Origin of the sequence: Aeromicrobium sp. JJY06, assembly GCF_044069275.1 — a bacterium.
Taxonomy (GTDB): domain Bacteria; phylum Actinomycetota; class Actinomycetes; order Propionibacteriales; family Nocardioidaceae; genus Aeromicrobium; species Aeromicrobium tamlense.
The window spans coordinates 467,353-487,701 of record NZ_JBIMRD010000001.1 but is presented as its reverse complement, the minus strand read 5'-3'; the positions used below and the strand labels follow the sequence as shown (position 1 = coordinate 487,701).

At 72.9% G+C, this 20,349-nt stretch carries 15 protein-coding genes and 1 pseudogene; 9 read left to right on the top strand and 7 right to left on the bottom strand.

Annotated elements, in window-relative coordinates:
- Positions 1–173: 173 nt before the first annotated feature.
- From ACGWYL_RS02485 to ACGWYL_RS02455, 7 genes are read left to right on the top strand one after another with little or no spacing between them, the layout of a single operon-like run.
- Positions 174–4,169 carry a hypothetical protein gene (locus ACGWYL_RS02485; RefSeq protein WP_395486341.1) on the top strand — a complete coding sequence of 1,332 codons (3,996 nt, stop codon included), beginning with the start codon at positions 174–176 and terminating at the stop codon, positions 4,167–4,169.
- Positions 4,170–4,172: 3 nt separating this feature from the next.
- Positions 4,173–5,219, top strand: a complete 1,047-nt coding sequence (locus ACGWYL_RS02480; protein ID WP_395486340.1) for a hypothetical protein — start codon at positions 4,173–4,175, stop codon at positions 5,217–5,219.
- Positions 5,216–5,680: an acyltransferase gene (locus tag ACGWYL_RS02475; RefSeq protein WP_179423086.1), complete on the top strand. Its 465-nt coding sequence runs from the start codon at positions 5,216–5,218 to the stop codon at positions 5,678–5,680. Before ACGWYL_RS02480 ends, ACGWYL_RS02475 begins: the two co-directional genes overlap by 4 nt.
- Positions 5,677–6,792 carry a DegT/DnrJ/EryC1/StrS aminotransferase family protein gene (locus tag ACGWYL_RS02470; protein WP_269303476.1) on the top strand — a complete coding sequence of 372 codons (1,116 nt, stop codon included), beginning with the start codon at positions 5,677–5,679 and terminating at the stop codon, positions 6,790–6,792. Before ACGWYL_RS02475 ends, ACGWYL_RS02470 begins: the two co-directional genes overlap by 4 nt.
- Positions 6,789–7,853, top strand: coding sequence for a glycosyltransferase family 2 protein (locus ACGWYL_RS02465; protein ID WP_179423090.1), 1,065 nt, complete (start codon positions 6,789–6,791; stop codon positions 7,851–7,853). The genes ACGWYL_RS02470 and ACGWYL_RS02465 overlap by 4 nt, the downstream gene beginning before the upstream one ends.
- Before the next feature lie 10 nt (positions 7,854–7,863).
- Positions 7,864–9,084 carry a lipase family protein gene (locus ACGWYL_RS02460; protein ID WP_179423092.1) on the top strand — a complete coding sequence of 407 codons (1,221 nt, stop codon included), beginning with the start codon at positions 7,864–7,866 and terminating at the stop codon, positions 9,082–9,084.
- A gap of 10 nt (positions 9,085–9,094) precedes the next feature.
- Positions 9,095–10,153: a glycosyltransferase family 2 protein gene (locus ACGWYL_RS02455; RefSeq protein WP_269303474.1), complete on the top strand. Its 1,059-nt coding sequence runs from the start codon at positions 9,095–9,097 to the stop codon at positions 10,151–10,153.
- Here the strand turns inward: ACGWYL_RS02455 and ACGWYL_RS02450 are convergent.
- The 4 genes from ACGWYL_RS02450 to ACGWYL_RS02435 are packed head-to-tail and all read right to left on the bottom strand — an operon-like array spanning position 10,140 to position 13,880.
- Complete coding sequence (locus tag ACGWYL_RS02450) at positions 10,140–11,570, bottom strand: DUF4082 domain-containing protein (protein ID WP_395486339.1); 1,431 nt, start codon at positions 11,568–11,570, stop codon at positions 10,140–10,142. The two genes, ACGWYL_RS02455 and ACGWYL_RS02450, sit on opposite strands and share 14 nt — an antisense overlap.
- Positions 11,570–12,427 carry a glycosyltransferase family 2 protein gene (locus ACGWYL_RS02445; RefSeq protein WP_395486338.1) on the bottom strand — a complete coding sequence of 286 codons (858 nt, stop codon included), beginning with the start codon at positions 12,425–12,427 and terminating at the stop codon, positions 11,570–11,572. The genes ACGWYL_RS02450 and ACGWYL_RS02445 overlap by 1 nt, the downstream gene beginning before the upstream one ends.
- A complete protein-coding gene (locus ACGWYL_RS02440; RefSeq protein ID WP_395486337.1) occupies positions 12,424–13,347 on the bottom strand; it encodes a glycosyltransferase family 2 protein in 924 nt (307 codons plus the stop codon). The genes ACGWYL_RS02445 and ACGWYL_RS02440 overlap by 4 nt, the downstream gene beginning before the upstream one ends.
- Positions 13,344–13,880 (bottom strand): acyltransferase, encoded by a 537-nt coding sequence (locus ACGWYL_RS02435; RefSeq protein ID WP_395486336.1) that lies wholly within the window; start codon positions 13,878–13,880, stop codon positions 13,344–13,346. The genes ACGWYL_RS02440 and ACGWYL_RS02435 overlap by 4 nt, the downstream gene beginning before the upstream one ends.
- 183 nt (positions 13,881–14,063) lie before the next feature.
- On the opposite strand from ACGWYL_RS02435, the gene ACGWYL_RS02430 reads away from it, so the two are divergent.
- The gene (locus tag ACGWYL_RS02430) at positions 14,064–15,557 is read left to right on the top strand and encodes a lipopolysaccharide biosynthesis protein (protein ID WP_179423104.1); all 1,494 of its coding nucleotides are present in this window, start codon (positions 14,064–14,066) and stop codon (positions 15,555–15,557) included.
- 52 nt (positions 15,558–15,609) lie between these two features.
- Here ACGWYL_RS02430 and ACGWYL_RS02425 read toward each other — a convergent pair.
- A pseudogene (locus tag ACGWYL_RS02425) lies at positions 15,610–16,539 on the bottom strand (glycosyltransferase); the annotation flags it as partial.
- 356 nt (positions 16,540–16,895) lie between these two features.
- Here ACGWYL_RS02425 and ACGWYL_RS02420 point away from each other — a divergent pair.
- On the top strand, positions 16,896–18,158 hold the full coding sequence (locus tag ACGWYL_RS02420) for a hypothetical protein (protein WP_395486335.1): 1,263 nt from the start codon (positions 16,896–16,898) through the stop codon (positions 18,156–18,158).
- On the opposite strand, the gene ACGWYL_RS02415 is transcribed toward ACGWYL_RS02420, so the two are convergent.
- Both ACGWYL_RS02415 and ACGWYL_RS02410 read right to left on the bottom strand, forming a co-directional pair.
- The gene (locus tag ACGWYL_RS02415; protein ID WP_179423110.1) at positions 18,121–19,542 is read right to left on the bottom strand and encodes an O-antigen ligase; all 1,422 of its coding nucleotides are present in this window, start codon (positions 19,540–19,542) and stop codon (positions 18,121–18,123) included. The genes ACGWYL_RS02420 and ACGWYL_RS02415 overlap by 38 nt on opposite strands.
- Entirely contained in the window at positions 19,539–20,291 is a 753-nt protein-coding gene (locus tag ACGWYL_RS02410) for a hypothetical protein (protein WP_179423112.1), read from the bottom strand. The genes ACGWYL_RS02415 and ACGWYL_RS02410 overlap by 4 nt, the downstream gene beginning before the upstream one ends.
- Positions 20,292–20,349 lie beyond the last annotated feature (58 nt).

The window sequence follows — 20,349 nt, the reverse complement described above, 5'->3', positions numbered from 1 at the left end:
ACAACATTGGGAAAGCCGACAAAACCCCGGCGTTCCGGTCGTTAGGCTCCGAGACACGGGGGGTGCTCGCGGTCTCGAAGGTTCACGAACGCACCGCGACATCAGTGTGGAGATTCGGGTCTCATGCGTCGCAACAGGCGGGAGTGCAGAGGCCATCTGTGAAGGACGGCGTGATGCTTCATCTCAACCCCCCGGGCCGGCGGACCGCGACGATCCTCGCGACGCTGGCCGTGCTGGCCTCGGCCCTGGGCGCTCCGGCGTCCGCCGAGACCACCGACCCCACGCCGACGCCGAGCGCCTCCGAGCCCGCGCCGACGAGCGAGCCGTCCCCGGCTCCCACGAGCGCCGCGACCAGCGCGCCCACCTCCGCTCCCACGAGCGCCCCGACCACCGCGCCCACCACGAGCGCCCCCACCGTCCAGGCCGCCACGCAGCCCGACTACAGCCGCTCGGTGCTGGACACCTCGCCCTCGCAGATCGCCTTCGGCACCCGCGCCGGCCGCCCGTGCACCGGGGGACAGGCCGTCTCGGTCGTCACCTGGAACGGTGACGACCTGCCGTGGACCGCCTCCGCCGACGCGTCATGGATCTCGCTGTCCGCCACGTCGGGCCCGAGCCCCGCGCAGCTGACCGTCACGGCCGACTGCGACGAGCTGTCCGCAGGCGTCCACTCCGCCCAGGTCACCGTCCGCGACGACGCGCCCGGCGTCGACCAGAGCCAGACCGTCGACGTGCGCGTCGTGGTGAACCCGTCCGGCCCGGTGGGCATCTCCACCTGGAAGGACGGCCACCGCGGTGCGTTCAGCTCCTCCACCGACGACTCGTACGACTCGGGGTACGCCGAGCTGAAGGCCGCCGGGACCAAGGGCACCTTCGTCATGAACGGCAGCACGCCTCCCGCGAGCTACCCGCAGATGTACGCCGACGGCATGGAGCTGGGCTCGCACCTGCTCTACCACCTGTGCACGCTGGTGAGCCGCACGAGCCTGATCTCGCACATGACCGGCAGCATCTCGGCCGTCGCGCAGGCCACGGGCTCGGCCGACGAGGTCCAGAGCCTCGTGTGGCCGTGTGGCTTCCGCAACATCGAGTACGGGGTCACCGCCGCCGACTACTTCCTGTCCGCGCGCGGCTACAACTGGAACGCGCTCGAGGACACGACGCCCGTCGACTTCATGGACCTCAAGAGCTTCAACTCCCACGAGCACACGCCCGTGCCCCCGGCCGACCTGAAGACGATCGTCGACGACGCCCAGAGCCAGGGCAAGTGGGCCAACCTCGTCCTGCACGACATGACCAACGACGACGGCGCGATCGCCTACGCCGCCACGAAGGACGTCTGGTCGGCGCCCATCGGCACGGTCGTGAAGTACATCCACCAGCGCAACCGCACGGTGATCGACGACGTCGTCGACGGCCAGGACGCCCTCGACTTCACGATCCGCCGGCTGCCCCTGCCTGCCGTCCCGCAGCGTGATGCCGAGGCGTTCGTGAAGTCGCGCGACGCCCTCACGTTCACCGTCGACGTCACGGGCGTGCCGCACGTCTCGGGCGTCCGGGTGGCCGGCGCGACGGTGCCGTTCCGCATCCGCACCGAGGGCGACACCTCCACCCTCTACTTCTCCTCGGCGGTCACCACGTCGAAGCAGGCCGTCAAGATCCTCAAGTCCGAGACGGTGCCGCCGATCCTCGAGGTCGACGACACCCCGCTGTCCTTCACGTCGGCCCAGGACGGGGCGGTGAAGGAGAAGACGCTCGCCGTCACGAACTCCGGCGCGGGCACGCTGACCTGGGGTGCCGAGGTCGTCTCGGGCGCCTCGTGGCTCTCGGTCACGCCCGAGTCGGGCACCGGCGACGGCAGCGTCACGGTGCGCGCGAACCCGGGCTCCCTGGCGGCGGGCACGTACTCCGGCTCGGTCAAGCTGCACGCGTCCGGCGCGGCGGGCAGCCCGGTCATCGTCCCGGTGTCGCTCACCATCACGCCCAAGGGCGAGAAGAGCTACCTCCTGAACTACCCCGACCGCGCGGCGCTGCTGGCCGACGGCTGGGACTTCAAGGCGAGGACGGCGGCCGGCGCGGTGCGCGACACCGAGCGCACGTCCGGCGCCGTGGTCTCGTACTCGGCCTCCGGCCTGCGAGTGCCGGTCGACACCGGCGACATCTGGTCATCGATGAACAACTCGCGGAACTCGCTGCTGCGCGACCTGCCCTCCGGGTGGAGCCGTGTCGAGCTGTCGGTCCCGTCGTTCGCGCCCACCCGGAACTACCAGTCCGCGGGCATCGGCGTGTACGACGACGACGACAACTACGTGCTGCTGACGCGCAGCTTCAACGTGGGCCAGCGGGTCTCGCTGGTCAACGAGGTCGGGGGCACGGCGCAGATCGTCCAGGCGCAGACGGCCACGGCGACGAGCCTGCGCCTGCGGCTGACCCGGTCGGGCAACACGATCACCGCGGCGTACTCCACGACGGGCGGGGCCTCGTGGATCCCGGCCGGCTCGGTGAGCTCGACGCGGGCGTTCTCGCGACTCGCGCTGCTGACGGGCGCCGACGCGCAGACCACCTCGCAGCCCACCGCGCTGTACGACGAGGTCGTCGTCGCGGCGGACGAGTCGACCCAGCCGACCACCGCGCCCACCACGACGCCGACGACGCAGCCGACCACCCAGCCGACGACGCAGCCCACCACGACGCCGACCACCCAGCCCACGACCAGCCCGACGACGACGCCGCCCACCACGACGCCGCCCGCGGGCGGGACGTTCTCGCTCGGCTACGCGAACCGCGCCGCGATGATCGCGGACGGCTGGGACTTCCGCGCCCGCACGGGCGCCGGGATCGTGCGCGACACCGAGCGCACCAGCGGCGCCACGGCGACGTACTCGGCGCAGGGCCTCGGCCTGCCGACCACGTCGGGCGACCTGTGGTCGACGTCGAACAACTCCGACAACACGGTCCTGCGCGACCTGCCCAGCAACTGGACCTCGGTCCGGGTGCGGCTGACCCACGCGCCGTCCGCGAACTACCAGCACGCCGGGATCGTGCTGTACGACAACGACGACAACTACCTCGAGCTCGCGCGGTCGTACCACTCCACCGCCGGCGGACAGATCGTCATGGCGGTCAACGAGACCTCGGGCACCCCGGCGGCGCAGGCCGTCTCGGGCGTGACCGCGACGGACCTCGTGCTGCGGTTCGAGCGCAACGCGGCGACGAACCAGATCGTGTCCTCGTTCTCGAGCGACGCCGGAGCCACGTGGCGCACGGTCAGCACCGTCACGCGCGGCTTCACGGCTCCGCGGCTGGCGCTGAACTCCGGCGGCGCGACGGGTGCGCAGGTCACCGCGACCTTCCGCGAGGCCACGATCCAGGTGCCGGCCACGGTCGCACCGACCGAGCCGGCCCCGTCGCCGACCACGCCGACACCGACAGCGACGCCGACGCCGACGCCGACGACGCCGTCGCCGTCCCCCACGACGCCGACCCCCACCCCCACCCCCACGACGCCGACGCCGACGCCCACGGCCCCGACCGAGACGACGGACACGCACGTGCTCGACCAGACGTCGCGCGCCGGCCTGCTGGCCGCGGGCTGGGACTTCGCGGCCCGCACGGCGGCCGGCGCGGTCCGCAACACCGAGAGCGCCACGGCGGCGCCGAGCTACGCGGCGCACGGGCTGGGCCTGGCCACGGGCCAGGGCGACCTGTGGCAGGCGATGAACAACACGACCAACACCGTGTTCCGTGACCTGCCGGCGACGTGGACGAGCGTGACCACCACGATGAGCTACGCACCGACGGCGAACTACCAGCACGGCGGGATCGTGCTCTACGTCGACGACGACAACTACGTCGAGCTGACCCGTGCCTACAACTCCGCGGCGGGCGCCCACACGGTGGCCCTGATCGACGAGCGGTCGGGCACCCCGGTCGTGCAGCGCGTGGCCACGACGGCCACCTCGCTGCAGCTGCGCTTCACCCGCCATGCCGCCACCGGCGTGATCACCGGTGCCTTCTCCACGGATGCTGGTCAAAACTGGCGCGAGGTGGGCACCGTCAGTCGTACGCTGACGAACGTGAGGATCGGACTCAACGCGGGAGGAGCCGTCTCGGGCTCGCCCGTGGCGCGGTTCGAGCGCGTCGTCGTCGGCCGGACCACGGCGGGCTGAGCGATGCGCGTCGGGATCATCGGGGGTGGATTCTTCGGATTCCACATCGCGCAGCAGATCGAGCGACGGTTCGGCGACGTCCGGGTCGAGATCTTCGAGCGGGAGCCCACGCCGCTCGTCGGCGCCGGCACCACGAACCAGTGCCGCCTGCACATGGGCTTCCACTACCCGCGCTCGGGCTACACGATCTACCAGTCGATCATGGGCTTCGACCGCTTCACCGGCGAGTACTCCGAGTTCCTCAGCGACGTCGACGAGAACCTCTACGCGGTGCACCACGACGGACTGGTGTCGGTGGAGGAGTACCTCGCCGTGATGAACTCGTTCCACCTGAAGTACGAGGTCCTGCCGATCACCGGCGACCTGCTGCGCCGGCCCGACGACTACGGGCTGCTGGTCAAGGTGCTGGAGAAGTCGATCGACGTGAAGGCGTTGCGCGAGCGGCTGGTGCACCGGTTCGACGGCGTGCTGCACGTGGACACGCCGATCGACGAGGTCGACGCCGCCGCCGGAGTCCTGCGCAGCGGCTCGCGCGAGTTCGGGCCGTTCGACTACGTCATCAACGCCAGCTACACCGACCCCAACATGGGCCTGCCCGCCGACAAGCACTTCCGCATCAAGTGGGAGCTGGCGGCGCTCGTGCTGGCGAAGACCTCGCTGCCACCCGCCAGGGCCGTGACGATCATGGACGGCGACTACGTGTCGGTCTACCCGGCGTACGAGGGGCTCCACACGCTGTCCTCGGTCGCGTACACCCCGATGCGCCGGTACGACTCGCACGACGAGCTCCGGGCCGACTACCCCCACCGCTACGAGATCGCCGAGCGCGAGCACGTCGCCGAGCGCATCGCCCAGGACGTGGGGGAGTACCTGCACATCGAGCACGACCAGAAGGAGCTGTGGGTCACCGCCAAGACGAAGCTGGCCACCGACATGGGCGACTCCCGGGTCACCGAGGTGCGTCAGCACGACCGTCTGTTCTCCGTGCTGTGCGGCAAGATCGATGCCGTCTTCGAGGCCTCCGACGCGATCCTGCGAGAGATGAGGTGAGTGAGCCGCGGCGGCTGTCCCTCGGCATCCGCGACTCGACGTTCGGCGACGACTGCGTCGTGGCCGAGCAGGTCAACATCTACGAGGCCACGTTCGGCGATCGCTGCTTCGTCGGTCCGTTCGTGGAGGTCCAGAACGACGTCGTCTGCGGCTCGAACGTGCGCATCCAGTCCCACACGCTGGTGTGCGAGGGCATGCGGGTCGGCGACGACGTGTTCATCGGGCACGGCGTGATGACCGCGAACTCGCGCTACCCGCAGGCCGGGGCCGCGGAGTGGACGTGCGAGCCGCCGGTGATCGGCGACCGCGTCGCGATCGGCTCGAACGCCTCGATCCTCCCGGGGGTGGTCATCGGCGACGACGCCGTGATCGGCTCCGGCGCCGTCGTCTCGCGCGACGTCGCGCCGGGCGCCGTCGTGGTCGGCGCCAACCGAGTCCTGCAGAAGCCGGAGCAGCCATGAGAGTGCCCTTCCTCGACCTCGCCGCCCAGCAGGCCGAGATCGCCGACGAGGTCCTGCCCCGGTGGCAGGAGCTGTTCGCCTCGTCGGAGTTCATCGGCGGGCCCGACATCGAGGCGTTCGAGCGCGAGTACGCGGCCTACGTCGGCGTCGACCACTGCGTCGCCGTGGCCAACGGCACCGACGCGATCGAGCTCGCCCTGCGCGCCGTGGGCGTCACGGCGGGCGACGAGGTGGTGCTGCCGGCCAACACGTTCGTCGCCACGGCGGGTGCCGTCGCGCGGATCGGCGCGGTGCCGGTGCTGGTCGACGCGGACCCCGAGTACCTGCTGATCGACCCCGACCTCGTCGAGGCCGCGATCACCGACCGCACCCGTGCCCTCGTGCCGGTGCACCTGTTCGGCCAGACCGCGCCCGTCGAGCTGCTGCGGCCGATCGCCGAGCGCCACGGCCTCGCGATCGTCGAGGACACCGCCCAGGCGCAGGGCGCGCGCTCGTCCGCGGGCGTCGCCGGGGCCCTGGGCGACGCCTCGTCCACCAGCTTCTACCCCGGCAAGAACCTCGGTGCCGCCGGCGACGCGGGGGCCGTGCTCACCCACGACGCGGCCGTCGCCGAGGTCGTCCGCAGCACCGCGAACCACGGCAGCACGGTCAAGTACGTGCACGACCGGGTCGGCATCAACTCGCGCCTCGACGCCGTGCACGCGGTCGTGCTGAGCGCGAAGCTGCGTCGGCTCGAGCGGTGGAACGAGGCCCGCCGCGCCGCAGCCGCCCGCTACACCGAGCTGCTGGCCGACGTGCCAGGCGTCCGCACGCCACGGGTGCGGCCGGGCAACGAGGACGTCTGGCACCTCTACGTCGTGCAGGTCGACGACCGCGACCGCGTGCTGGCGCGCCTGCACGAGGAGGGCATCGGCGCCGCGATCCACTACCCGACGCCCGTGCACCTCACCGACGCCTACGCCCACCTCGGGCACGGACCCGGCTCGTTCCCGGTCGCCGAGGAGGCCGCCCGGCGGATACTCTCGCTGCCCATGCACCCGCACCTGACCGCTTCCGACCAGGACGAGGTCGTCACGACCCTCGCGAAGGTCGTGCAGGAGGACGCTTCGTGAAGCTGCGCTGGCCCACCCGTCCCACCACCGGGCGGCTGCCCCACGTCGAGGTCGTCGTGCCCTGCTACAACTACGGACACTACCTGCCGGCCGCGGTCGAGGCGATCGTGCGCCAGCCGCACGTCACCACCCAGGTCACGATCCTCGACGACAAGTCCACCGACGACTCCGCCGAGGTGGCCGAGCGGCTCGCGGCCGAGCACGACAACGTGCGGCTGATCCGCAACGAGGTCAACCTCGGCGCCGTCCCCACGTTCAACAAGGGCGTCTCGCAGGCCGACTCGGACTACGTCGTCCTGATCTCGTCCGACGACCAGCTGGCGCCCGGCGCGCTCGGGCGGGCCACGGCGCTCATGGAGGCCCATCCGAGCATCGGCCTGGTCTACGGCAAGACGCAGAAGTTCCTCACCGACCCGGTGCGCCGGCCCACCCGGCCGGCCGTCACGTGGACCACGTGGGACGGCGACGACTGGATCCGGATGCAGCTGCGCCGGTCGTGGAGCAACATCGCCTCGCCCGAGGCGGTCGTGCGCACCTCGGTGCAGCACGAGGTGGGGCCCTACGACGAGGACCTGCCGTTCACCCACGACGCGCTCATGTGGCTCAAGATCGCCGCCGTCGCCGACGTCGGGCACGTGAACGGCGTCGACCAGGCCTACTACCGCCGTCACCCGAGCAGCATGTCGATGCAGGTCGGCCTCGCCCGCGACGCGTGGGAGCGCTGGCGTGCCTACGACCGCTTCCTGTCGTCGTGGGGCGACCGCGACGCGGCCGAGCGGCTCCACCCGCACGTGCGGCGCCGGCTGGCCGACGAGGTGCTGCTGACCGCGCTGCTGCTCGCGCAGGAGTCGCCGCTGTCCGACGAGGCGTACGACGAGGCCTTCGACACCGCGCGCCGGATCGATCGCCACGTCGTCGAGCGGGCCCAGTGGGCCGACCTCCAGGCGCTGCGCGAGGGCCACTCGCCCGACGGCCTGTCCGCCCACGCCCGCGCGGCCGTGCGCACCGCGGCCGTCCGATCGCGGTGGCCGCGCTGGCACCGCTACCGCTACTTCGGGTAGGCGAGGCGCCGTGAACCCCACCCCGTCCCGCAGCACGGTGCTCGTCGTGCTGGCCGCCCTGCTCGCGCTGGCGGTCGTGGCGGTCGTGCTCCTGTGGGCGCTGCGGGACGAGCCGTCTGACGCCCGGCGCACCGACGGCCCCCTGCCGCAGGAGCCGGGGACGGTGCTCGAGGTCGAGCCGGTCGCGGAGTCGCCGCTCGCGGGCAGCCGGGCCTGGCGCATCCTCTACACGACGACCGACCGCGACGGTGAGCCCGTCGAGGCGAGTGCGGCCGTCTACGCCCCGGAGGACTCCACGCTGACCGACCTCCCCGTCCTGGTGTGGGGCCACGGGACGTCGGGCTTCGCCCGCGACTGCTCGCCGAGCCTGCAGCAGGACCCGATGGCCGCGGGGTCGATGTACGTCGGCGACGAGGTGCTGCGGCGCGGCTGGGTCCTCGTCGCGCCCGACTTCCCCGGCGTGGGCGCCGACGGCGAGCAGCCCTACCTGATCGGCGAGGGCGCCGGCCGGACGATGCTCGACGCCGCCCGGGCCGCGCGCGAGGTCGACGGGCTGAGCACGTCGCCGCGGACCGCCGTCTGGGGCTTCTCCCAGGGCGGTCACGCCGCCCTCTGGGCCGGAGGGCTCCAGCCGACCTACGCGCCCGAGCTCGAGCTGGACGGCGTCGCCGCCCTCGCGCCGGCCACCTTCCTGCGCGAGACATTCGACCGGCTGCCGGCGCAGGACCGCATCTTCGCCGCGTACACGATGGCGTCCTACGACGCGGCGTACGACGACGTCAGCTGGGGCGACTACGCGAGCGACGAGGCCGAGTCGTTCGGCCGGAAGCTGGCCGCGGAGTGCCTGCCCGACCCGCAGGCCTACTCCGAGCTCGCTGAGGAGGTGATGTCGTTCCAGGACGGTGCGATCTTCGACCAGTACTTCGCCGACGGCGCGATGGGCAGGAGACTGGGGGAGAACGAGCCCGAGCTCCCGGTCCCGGCGCCCCTGCTCCTGGCGCAGGGCTCGGCCGACACCGTGGTCCCGGCCGAGCGACAGGCCGAGTTCGCCACCCGGGCGTGCGCGCGCGACCAGGTCCTGGACTACCTGACCGTCGAGGGGCGTGACCACCTGGGACTCGTGCTGGAGGACTCGCCGCTGTACCCCGACCTGTTCGCCTGGACCGACGCCCGCCTGGCGGGCGAGCCCGGTCCCACCGTTTGCGCCCGCGCCACCGCGGGGCGCGGATAGGCTCGGCGCGATGCTCGACTACGCCATCGTGGTGGCCACGCGGAACCGCCTCGACATGCTGCGCATCTCGCTGCCGCTCTTCGTGGCGCAGACCCGGCCCGCCGCCCGGATCGTCGTGGTCGACCGCAGCGACGACCACGAAGCCGTGCGCGCGTACTGCGAGGCGGTCGCCCGCGACACCGACGTCCCGGTGGTCGTCCGCTACGGCGACCACGCCAACCTGCCGGCGCAGCGCAACCAGGGCCTCGACCTCGTCGAGGAGCCGGTCACGATGTACCCCGACGACGACTCGCTGTGGTTCCCCGACACGGCCGAGCACCTCATGGGCGTCTACGAGCAGGACCGCAACGCGCGCTACGGCGCCGTCTCCGCGACTCCCGTGGCCTCCGCGCCCCCCGGTGTCGACGTGCCCGTCGCGCCCACCCGGCGACTGACCAACGTGCCCGCCGTGATGGCCGTCCGCAACCGTGTGGAGCGGCTGCTGGTGCCCGCCCCCTTCGTCCTCTACGGCGCCGAGCGCACGCGCGCGCTGCGTTCCGGGGCGGTCGCCGACGGGCTCGACCACCCGCTCGTGCCCACGATCGGCGGCTACCGGATGACGTTCCGCACCGACGTGCTGCGGGCGGTGCGGTTCGACGCCACGCTCGGCTCGCGGGTCGGCTACGCCACGCACGAGGACATCGACATCGGCCTGCGCGTGCTGGCGGCCGGGTCGCTCGTCGCCGCGGCGCCGCGCTCGCTCGTGTTCCACTGCGTGGCGCCGGGAGCGCGGGCCGCCGGCTTCGACTACGGCTTCTTCCACGTCCTCAACTACGTGTACATCTGCGCCAAGGTGATGCCCGACCGCTCACTCGCGCGACGCAGGCTTCGCCGGTACCTGCGCTACAAGCTCTTCCTCTACGCGCTCAAGCGCCGCGACGAGTACGGCCGCCAGGTGTACGCCGGGGCGAAGGCGGCGCACGCGCGGCTCGACGAGGTGCTGGCGGCCGATCCCGCCGATCTGCCCGAGCTCTACGGCAGGGTCGCCGACGCCGAGCGCGCCGCGTACTCCTCCCTCACCGACAGCTGAGCGCGCCGACGCTGGCGACCGCGCCGTCCTTCGACACCGTGACGGCCTCGTTCCCGGAGCCCCAGCGCGTGGCCCCGCACGAGGTGATCGTGGTGGGTCCGTACTCCCACGAGTCGGCGACGACCTTGAGGCCCGAGACCTCGCCCGGGGTGCCGAGCCGGAACGGGAACCCGCCGCCGGCGACCAGCACGTTCTCCACGGTGAGGCGCTCGTTGCCCGCGTCGTTCGGGTGGAAGATCGCGCCGTTGCCCAGGCACCCCTCGTCGTGGTTGAGCAGGATCGTCGTGTCGCGGATCGTCACCGCCGCGGCGTCGTAGGCCTGGAACCCGTCGCCGTGCCAGTCGACGTCGGGGCACCCGTCCGCCGGCGCGATGCTGACGTAGGAGTCCTCGATCACGACCGGGCCGCAGCCGTTCGGGCGACCGCCGGCACGCAGACCCTCGGACAGTCCGATGACCTTGACGCGCGTGGCGCGGTAGCCGCCGAACTGGACGGCGGGCTGGAAGAGCTCGGTGTCGCCACGGACGAAGCTGGAGTCCTCGATCACGAGGTCGTTGTTGCAGGAGCTCGCCTGCAGGTTGTCGATGCGCGAGCCCACGAACTCGACCCGCCGGATCGTCACGTCGGGTGCGCGCACGTGCAGCACCCCGTTCACGATGCGCACGTCCTCCAGCACCGCGCCGGGCTCGTCGATGTCGACGTCGCCGGTGAAGGTCTGCTGCGGCTCCCAGTCCTTCGGCACACCCGTGTTCGTCGAGGTCGGGAAGCCCTCGGCGCGGAAGTCGTCGGTGTCGACGATCTTCGGCAGGGCCGGGGCGTCCGCCTCCGGCACCTCTTCCCGCGGCACGAACAGCGGGTCGACCCAGTACTGGCTGGACTCCCACGACTTCGTCGGGAACGCGCTCTCGCCGTCGGCATAGACGCCGCTCTCGCCGGGCTCCACCGCGAGCGCGCCGGTGTACGACTGTCCCGAGAAGCCCACCGTCTGGGCGAAGTGGCCGCGCGGCGCGTGGTACGACACGACGTACCGCTCGCCCTCGGAGATCTCGACGGGCTGGTCGAACCACGCGGTGCGCCAGCCCTCCTGGCCGCCGGCCTGCTCGAAGTCGACGGTGGCGAGCCGCTCGCCGTCGGGCGACCAGAGGCTGGCGGTGTGCGGGCCCTCGTTGCGCGGCGTCCACCAGAACCGCACGCCGGCGACATCGCCCTCGACCTTGCTCGTGAAGGCGGTGCCGAGCTCGACCGGGTCCGCGTCGCTCACCACGTCGACGTGCGCCGGTGGGACCTCGGGCCACAGCGACACGACGTCGCCCGAGGGCGCTCCGTCGTCGAACGGGTCGAGCACGAAGAACGCGGCGGCGGCGAGCGCGACGAGGCCGACGCCGAGCGCCAGGCCGATGAGGACGAGGCGGCGCATCAGCGTCCCGCCTCGGTGCCGACGACGCCGCGCGAGGTCTCGTCGCGGTTCCAGCCGTGGTCGCCGCGTCGCGCCCGCAGGCGGGCGTGGGCGCGGGCCGCCACGGTGACGGTCACGTAGACCACGGCGGCGGGCATCAGCCGCGGCTCGGACCGCACGATGTCGCGCCACGTGGGGCGCGGCGCCTCGACCCGGTGGCCGAGGGCGGCCAGCTGCTGGTTGCCCGCGACGATCCGGACCTGGCGCCGGTAGAGCGACCGCAGCGTGCGCGGCGGGTGCACGGTGAACGTGGCGCCGGGCGGGTTGACGCGCTCGGCGTGGTCGAAGTGGGCGTAGACCCAGCCGTCGTCGGCGATGACGTCGGGGAAGGCGCCGAACCGCGCACGCCCCTCGGCCGACACGGCGTAGACGCCGGCGCCGATGACGTGGTGCCTGACGTAGCCGAGCCGCGAGCGGATCGCGTAGTACGCGCGGCACGGCAGCGACAGGCCCGTGGTGTCGAAGACGGGGCGCGGGGCCGCCGCCGGGTGACCCGCCTCGAGCGCCGTGACCACGGCCTCCAGCGCGCCGGGGCCGAGGACGACGTCGGCGTCGAGGTAGACGCGCGGGAACGCCGACACGGCGGCGTCGCCGGCGTTGAGCGCGGCGGTCTTGGAGGGCGTGGCGATCTCGACCACGCGGACGCCGTCGAACGCCGCGGCGATCCGGGGCGTGGCGTCGGTGGTGCCGTTGCAGACCACGACGGTCTCGTACTCGTGCGGCGCGGTGCCGGCGAGCGCGGCGTTCAGCGTGCGCCCGATGACGCGCTCCTCGTCGTGGGCGGGGATGACGATGCTGGCCCGGGCCGCGCCGCTCATCGTCCGCTGCCCTCGGGGAAGCCGTCCCACCACTCGGCGCGGCGCTGCCACGTGGCCAGCCACTTCGCGCCCCTGCCGGTGAGGCGGGCGCCGAGTGCGCGCAGGCCGACGCCGGCGCGCAGCAGCCAGACACCCAGCGGCCCCAGGCGCCCGTGATGCGTACGGGCGTAGGTGATCTTGCCGGCCAGCAGCAGCGGCTTGCTGCCGGCAGTGCCGGGGGAGGACGTGCCGATCGCGTGGACGACCTCGACCGCGGGGTCGATGACGGGACGCGCGCCGAGGGCTCGCGCCCGGGCGCTGAGGTCGGCGTCCTCACCGTAGACGAAGTAGCGCTCGTCGAAGCCGCCGAGCCGGTTCCACAGCCGGCGCTCCACCAGCAGCAGGCAGCCGGTGATCATGCCGACCTCGCGTACCGAGTCGCGCTGCCAGCCGCCGATGGCCTCGGGGTCGAACACGCGTGAGTGACGGAAGACGGTGGACAGGCCCGAGGCGAAGCAGAACGTGCTCCACAGGCTCGGCAGGCCCCAGCACGAGGAAGGCTCGAGCTCGCCCTCGGTGGTCAGGGTGCGGCCGCCGTACATGCCGTGACCGGGGTGGCGGTGCGCGAACCCGACCAGCTCGGCGAGCGAGCCGGGCCGCGCCTCCATGTCCGGGTTGAGCAGCAGCACCCACGGCGCGGAGCCGGCCGCGGCACCTTGGTTGACCGCGCGGGCGAAGCCCGCGTTGACGTCGTTGTGCATCAGCCGCGCGTGGGGCGCGTGGCGCGCCACGACCTTCGCGCTGTCGTCGGCCGAGGCGTTGTCGACCACGACGAGCTCGGCCTCGAGGTCGCCGAGCGCGGCGGGCAGCGAGTCGAGGCAGCGACCCACCCAGTCGGCGCTGTTGTACGTGACGATGACGATCGTGACGTCCGCAGTCATGAGGACGCACCGCGGCGCCGGACGACGGTGGCGGGGACGCCGGCGGCCACCGAGTCGGGCGGGAGATCGCGGGTGACGACGGCACCGGCGGCGACGATCGTGCCGTCGCCGATCGTGACGCCGGGCAGCACCACGACGCGGGTGCCCAGCCAGGTGTTCGCGCCGATCACGACGTCGGCCTCGCGCTTGGGCAGGTCCATCACGGGACCGGGGCCGGCGTCGAAGTCGTAGTTCGAGGCGGTGATGAACACGTCGGGCCCGAGCAGCGCGTGGTCGCCGAGCGTGATGCTGCCGCTCGCGTCGCCCGCCCACAGGCAGCTGCCCTGGCCGATGTGGGAGCCGGCGCCGATCGTGACCCGGCTGCCGTTGCGCACCGAGACCGTGGGGGAGAGGCGCACGCCCGCGCCGATCGTGGCGTCGTCCAGCTCGGCGCCGTCGTAGCCGGCGAAGTTCGCCAGGCGCGCCCAGCGTCGCCACGTGCGGGGCCGCAGGACGCGGCGGGCCGCGCTCGAAGCCTGTCGACCGTCGCTCATGAATCGGTCCTCTCGACGTCGTCCACGCACGGTGGCCGGTCTGGCGGATTCGCCCACTGGGAGCAGTGCTGCGCAGTACAGTGTAAAGCGGTCGGCCGGTGCCTTTCGGCGGTTTGCGGCAGACGCCCGGGACTCGTGCTGCGGCCTCCCCGGCGTGCGACCCACGAGGGTGATGGGGTGAGCATGAGCGACGACACGGGCCTCGCACGCCACACCTCGATCAGTGTGCTGTGGATGACCGCTCAGCGCTGGGTGACGCGCCTCGGCGGCTTCCTGACGATCATCATCCTGACGCGGATCCTGTCCCCGGAGGACTTCGGCGTCGCGGCCACGGCCACCACGCTGCTGCCGCTGATCTACGTGCTCGCCGACGCGGGCTTCTCGGCGTACCTGGTCCAGGCCGACGACGTCGACGAGCGCACCCTCGCCACGGCGTTCTGGTTCTCGCTCGGCTCGGGCCTGCTGCTGGCCGGTGCGATCGCCGTGGCGGCCCCGTTCATCGGCTCGGCCCTCGGCGTGCCCGAGGCCGCGCCGCTGCTGCAGGTCATGGGCCTGTCCGTGCTGGCCGTCGCCCTCGGCTCGGTCCCGGTGGCCCTGCTGCGCCGGGCGATGGAGTTCCGCAAGCTCGCGCTCCTCGAGGCCAACGCCGCCATCATCGCCCAGGTCGTCGCGATCGCGGTCGCGCTCACCGGCGGCGGCGCCTGGGCGCTCGTCCTGCAGGTCCTGTGCGGCCAGCTGATCGTGCTCGTCTCGGTGTGGATCGTCGCGCGCTGGCGGCCGCACCCCGGCTTCTCCTTCGCGCGCTTCAAGGTCATGGTCGACTTCGGCCTGCACGTCGTGGGCAGCGGCCTGGTCTACGCGCTGCGCGTCTGGGCCGAGACCGCGATCGTCGTGGCCGGGCTGGGCGTGCGCGAGATGGGCTACCTCTCGATCGCGCAGCGGCTGGTCCAGACGGCGCAGGACCTGTCGATCTCGGCGCTGCTGCCGGTCTCGATGGCCGCGTTCGCGAAGATCCGCGACTCGGTCGACCGGCTGCGCGGCGCGTACCTGCGGGCCTCGTCCGTGGCCTACGCGGTCATCACGCCGCTCATGGTGTTCCTCGCGGTCGCGGCGCCCGAGGTGGTCCAGCTGCTGTTCGGCGCGGACAAGGCCGAGAGCGCCCACGTCGTCCCCGCCCTGGCCGTGATGGCGATCGCGGGCGTCGGCTGGGCCGTCGACCAGGCGCTCCTGGTCGGCACCGGACATCCCGGTCGCTGGTTCGCCTTCATCGCGACGATCTACAGCCTGGCGCTGCTGGTGTCCCTGTACCTCGTCCAGTTCGGGCTGATGGCGGTCGTCGTCGGCTGGGCCACGATCGCCACGGTCGAGGCGCTGCTTCGCTCGATCCCGGTCGCGCCCGTCATCGGGGCGACCCGCTGGCAGGTCATCCTGCCGTTCCTCGGGGTCGTGCCCACCGCGATCGTCGCGGGCGCCGTCGGCTGGGGCGTGCTGCACCTCGCCGACCCGCTGCCGCTCGTCCTCGAGATCTTCTTGGGCGGGGCCGCCGTGGGCATCACGTACCTGCTGGCCCTCGCGGTGCTGCGCCCGAAGACCACCGCCACCGTGCTCTCGGTCCTTCCCGGCCGGATCGCGGGGCCCGCCCGCGCCGTGCTCGGCCGCCGGGTCCGCGGCGCGTGAGTCCGGCCTCGAGGACCCGCGCGTAGAGCTCCTCCACGTGCTCGACGCGGCGGTCCCACAGCGAGACCTCCGCGCTCTGCCGCCGGGCTCCCTCGGCGAGCCGGGCGCGCAGCACGGGGTCGGCGCACAGTCGGGCGAGGGCGTCGGCGAGGTCCCGGGCCAGCTGCTCGGGATCGGTCACGGGCACGCGGATCCCGCACGCGTCGGTGACCGTGCTCGACGGTCCGCCGCGGTCGCACGCGACCACCGGCAGGCCGTGCGAGAGCGCCTCGATGACGACGATGCCGCCCGCCTCGCGGTAGCTGGGGAACACGAACACGTCGGCCTGCTCGTAGAAGGAGTCCACCTGCTCGTGCGGGACCCGGCCGTGGAACCGCACGAGGTCGGCCACCCCCAGCTCGGCGGCGAGCGCCTCGCAGGCCGCGCGGTCGTAGCCGTCGCCCACGACGTCGAACGTCGCCGTGCCGCGCGGCAGCAGCGCCAGGGCCCGCACCGCGTCGCGCACGCCCTTGGTGCGGATGACCCGTCCGACGAACAGCAGGCGCACACCCCGGGTGCGGTCGCTGCCCGGCGCCGGTGCGGGCAGCGACTCGATGCCGGTGTCGCTCATCGTGGTGAACGCACGCAGGCGGATGTCGCCGAGCTGCTCGCGGACGTAGTCGGCGATGCCGACGACGAGCGCGGCATTCGCGAACGTGGCGCGCAGGCCGCGGCTGTGGCGGAGCCGGAGCGCGTCGAGCCGGCGCAGGCCCGTGAACCACGGCGCGCCGCCCTCCTCGTCGGCGAAGGCCGGCGGCGAGTCGAGGCTGCCGCCGACGGGGCCGATCACGTACGGGATGCCCGAGCGGGCCAGGGGGGAGGCGAACCGGAGCGAGACCGGGGTCAGCTGGTGCGCCAGGTCGAACCGCTCGCCGCGCGCCAGGGCCCGCCGGATCCAGCGGCGTGCCTGCCACGCGAACGGGTAGTAGCCCGGGTTCAGCATGGCCTTGAAGCGCTCGTGCCGGCCGATCAGCGGGGGCTCGGTCCACTCGACCACGCGAGCGTTCGGGACGGTCCCGGTCAACGGCAGCCCGGCGCGCTGGCGGTAGCACAGGACGGTGACGTCGTGACGCTCCGCGAGCCGGTGGATCCACTGGTACGCGATCCAGGCCTCGCCGACGGACTCGGGGTGCGCCGTCGAGACGACCAGCAGGAGGCGCAGCCGGCGCGGCTCGGGGACGGGCGCGACGGGAACGGGGCGGTCGGTCATCGCAGCGCTCACCTCGGCCTCGGGGACGGTCGCCACATCGTATCCGCGAGACGCCCTCGGGCGGGCGATTCCGGCACTACGCTCGTGACATGGCAGACGGTTCGCGGCTCGTGCCGATCGCCGGGATCGACCGGCTCCTGGGTGGGTCGATCATCCGCCAGTCCTTCAGCCCCCTCGACCTGCCGCCGCCCGAGGCGCTGCGCGAGGCGTTCGTGCGCCTGGCCGCCCACGGCCCGCAGACCCGCGTCGGCTTCGAGCGCGCGGACGCCGACCACTGGCGCTACCGCGGCGCCGCGATCGCCGACCGCGCCGACGAGGTCGTCCGCGTCGTGCCCGACGACGTCACCGAGTCCGCACAGGACTGGCTCGTCGCCCACCTCGTCCCGGACCTGCCGGTGCAGTTCGCGCTGAAGGACGACGAGCTCGCCACCGCCATGGACCACGTGCTGCTCGACGCGCCGCTGGCCTCGAGCCTGCCCGCGATCGTGCTGATGATGGCCGCGGGCGCGCCCGTGCCGGCGATGTTCGACGGCGTCACCGACCGGCCCCTCTCGAAGGCACTCTGGAACACCTTCGGGCGCCACCCCCGGAACGCCATCGCCCTCGTGCGCGACCGCGGCGGGGTCCCCGGTCCGCCGCCGGCGGGCGAGGCCCCACGCGAGGACGACCGGCTGCCGCTGATCGACCCGGGTGGCCTGACCCGCCGCCTGCACCGCGACTGCGACGTCGCCGAGATGGCCGGGGTGCGCGCGTGGGGCGCGAAGCACGGACTGGGGATCAGCCCCACGATGCTGCTGCTGGCCGCGGCCGCCACCGAGCAGGCCGGTCTCCCGATCGAGCCCCAGGGCGACCTCGTGGTCGACCTGCGCCGCTACCTGCCGAAGGGCGTCACGACCGGGGGCAACTTCATCACCGGCGTGTCCGTCCCGGTGTGGTCCGAGGGCTTCGAGCCGGAGATGCTGGGCGAGCGCCTCGACGCGATGCTGAGCTCGGGGCGGCCCCTGGCCGCCGTCGCCGCGCGGCTGCTGCGCGCGAAGCGCCGCCCGCCCGTGCCGCCCACGGCTGCCGACACCGTGCCGCGTCCCGTGCGGGCGCGCGTCTCGGTCAGCAACCCCGGCGTGCTGAAGATCTACGAGTCGATGCCGTGGACCGTGCCGGGTGCCGAGCGGCGTGCCGTGCACGGCACCGAGGGCATCGCCCCGAACACGATCGGCTGGATCAGCTCGACCGACGCCGGGCGCTTCCGGATCTCGGTCTCGTACCGCGGCGACGCCTTCGACCCCGCGCAGGTCGAGCGCGCCGCGGACCTCGTGTTCACGGACCCGGTGGCGGTCCTGGACGCGATGCTCTGACCTGACGCGCCCACCTCCGGCGCAGTCGGCGCGCGACGGCACGCCGCAGGACGCGGAGCGGGTGGGTGACGGTGGACCCGGTGGGCACCAGCGACGGGTCGGGACGCCGTGGCTCGAGCACGACGATGCGATGGACCGCCCCGGCCATGCCCAGCAGCAGGAAGTACGTGCCCATCGTCATCGGGAACGCGAACGAGTCGAACAGCGCCATGCCCGTGGCACCGGCGGCGATCGCGGCGAGCAGCGACAGGCCGAGGTCGCGGGTGTCCTCGTCCCGGGCGAGCAGGCGCACGCGCAGGGACACCCACAGCCCCGCGAGCGCGAGCAGCAGGAACGCCGCGGTGCCCACGAGGCCGATGCTCACCATGAGCAGCAGGTACTGGTTGTCGAAGATGCGGTACTTGGGCAGGAACGAGCCGAGACCGCGCCCGAACGCCGGCGACTGCGTGATGAACGCCCACGCGATCTCGTAGCTGTCGGTGCGCGAGGTGATGCTCGGATCGGTGCCGACGTTGCGGAACAGCGACTGGATCGTGCCGAACAACCGCGGCACGGCCGCGAACAGCACCACGGCCATCGCGAGCGCGCCGGCCAGGAACAGCCGCCGGCGCTGGCGCGGCCAGCCGACCACCAGCACGGCGGCGGCCACCGCGGCGCTCACGTACGCCGACCGCGAGAACGTCAGCGCGATCGTCACGCCCACCATGAGCGTGGGGATCCACTGCAGCAGCCGACGGTCGTGGGTGGTGTGGAACGCCGCGTGCAGCGTGAACGGCAGCAGCATCGCCATGATCACGCCGTACTCGATCGGGTGCGTGGCGGTGCCCGAGGGACGGATCGTCTCGCCGCGGGTGAAGATCTGGAACTCGGCGGCCGACAGGCCCGGGATCGAGATGCGGTTGATGATCGGGTCGCTCGTGACCACCTGCATGAGTCCGAGGAACGCCATCAGTCCGCCGGCCCAGGCCAGCGCCGTGGCCAGCGTCCGGGCCCGCTCCATCGTCGAGATGCCGTCGTGGGCCACCAGCAGGGTGCCCGTCCACGACAGCGTCACGGCCATCGCAACGTTGACCGGGCTGATCTCGTCGAAGTCGATCGGCCGGGACATCGCGACGACGTACGTGATCGCGACGCACGTGACGAAGCCGAACAGCGCCCGGCGGACGGGCAGCACCTCACGCGGGTGGCTCTGGCTGGTGGTGCGGCCCACCTGGTAGAGCGCCCAGCCGCCCAGGCTCACCAGGCCGACGAGCATCGAGGGCGAGCCGGCGCTGCCGAGCGCGGGGACGACCAGCCGGGACGGGATCGCGTAGAGGACGGTCAGGTAGAGCAGCAGCCACGTGACCGAGTCCATCCGCGCGGGGGTCCGGACGGTCGAGCTCATGGCGGGGTGAGGCTCCGCGAGGTCTCGGCGTGGCGCTCGCCGTCGGCGGGCTCCCACTCCTTCGAGGACTCGTCCGCGTCGTCGGACGCGGTGGGCTCGGCGCCCTGCTCCTCGGCCTCCGCCTCGGCCTCGCGGCGGCGCCTGGCCGCCCCGAGGCGACGCGCCAGCGCGTCGATGCCGGCGGTGGCGCCGGCCGTGATCGCCAGGCCCACGGCGACGGCCGCGACGAGGGCACGCGTGGTGGCCCGGGTGACGGGGGTGGCGTCGAGGTCGGCGGCCAGCTGCATCGAGGTGATGGAGTCGCCCTTCGGCACGTCCTGCTGGCGCTGGAGGTCGGCCAGCGCCTGCGGCGCCGCGGCCAGGACCAGCTCGAGGGTGTCGATCGTGGCCGCGGCGGTCTGCGCCGAGACCTGCACCAGCACGACCGGCCCGCGCATCGTCGGGTCGGTGGAGACCTGGTAGAGCGCGTTGGGCTGCTCGGCGACGATCTGCTCGCGGACCTCGTCGCCGTTGAGGCGCGCGACCACGAGGGACGTCGGGACGTCGAGGTTGTTCAGCTGCAGGAACGGGTTCTGGATGCCCTCGCCGCTGACCTGGTCCTCGGGCGGGAGCAGCAGCACCGTGCCGCTGGCCTCGTAGACGGGCGGCGTGGAGGTGTACGCGACGTAGCCCAGCACTCCGGTGAGGAGCAGGCCCGCCACGACGACGTACCAGCGCCTCAGCACCGTCCTGACGACTTCTACCAGCATGGATTCCCCAACGGTCTCGTTCCCCGACTGCCGCACGAAGACCCCGTGCCGGCCATCG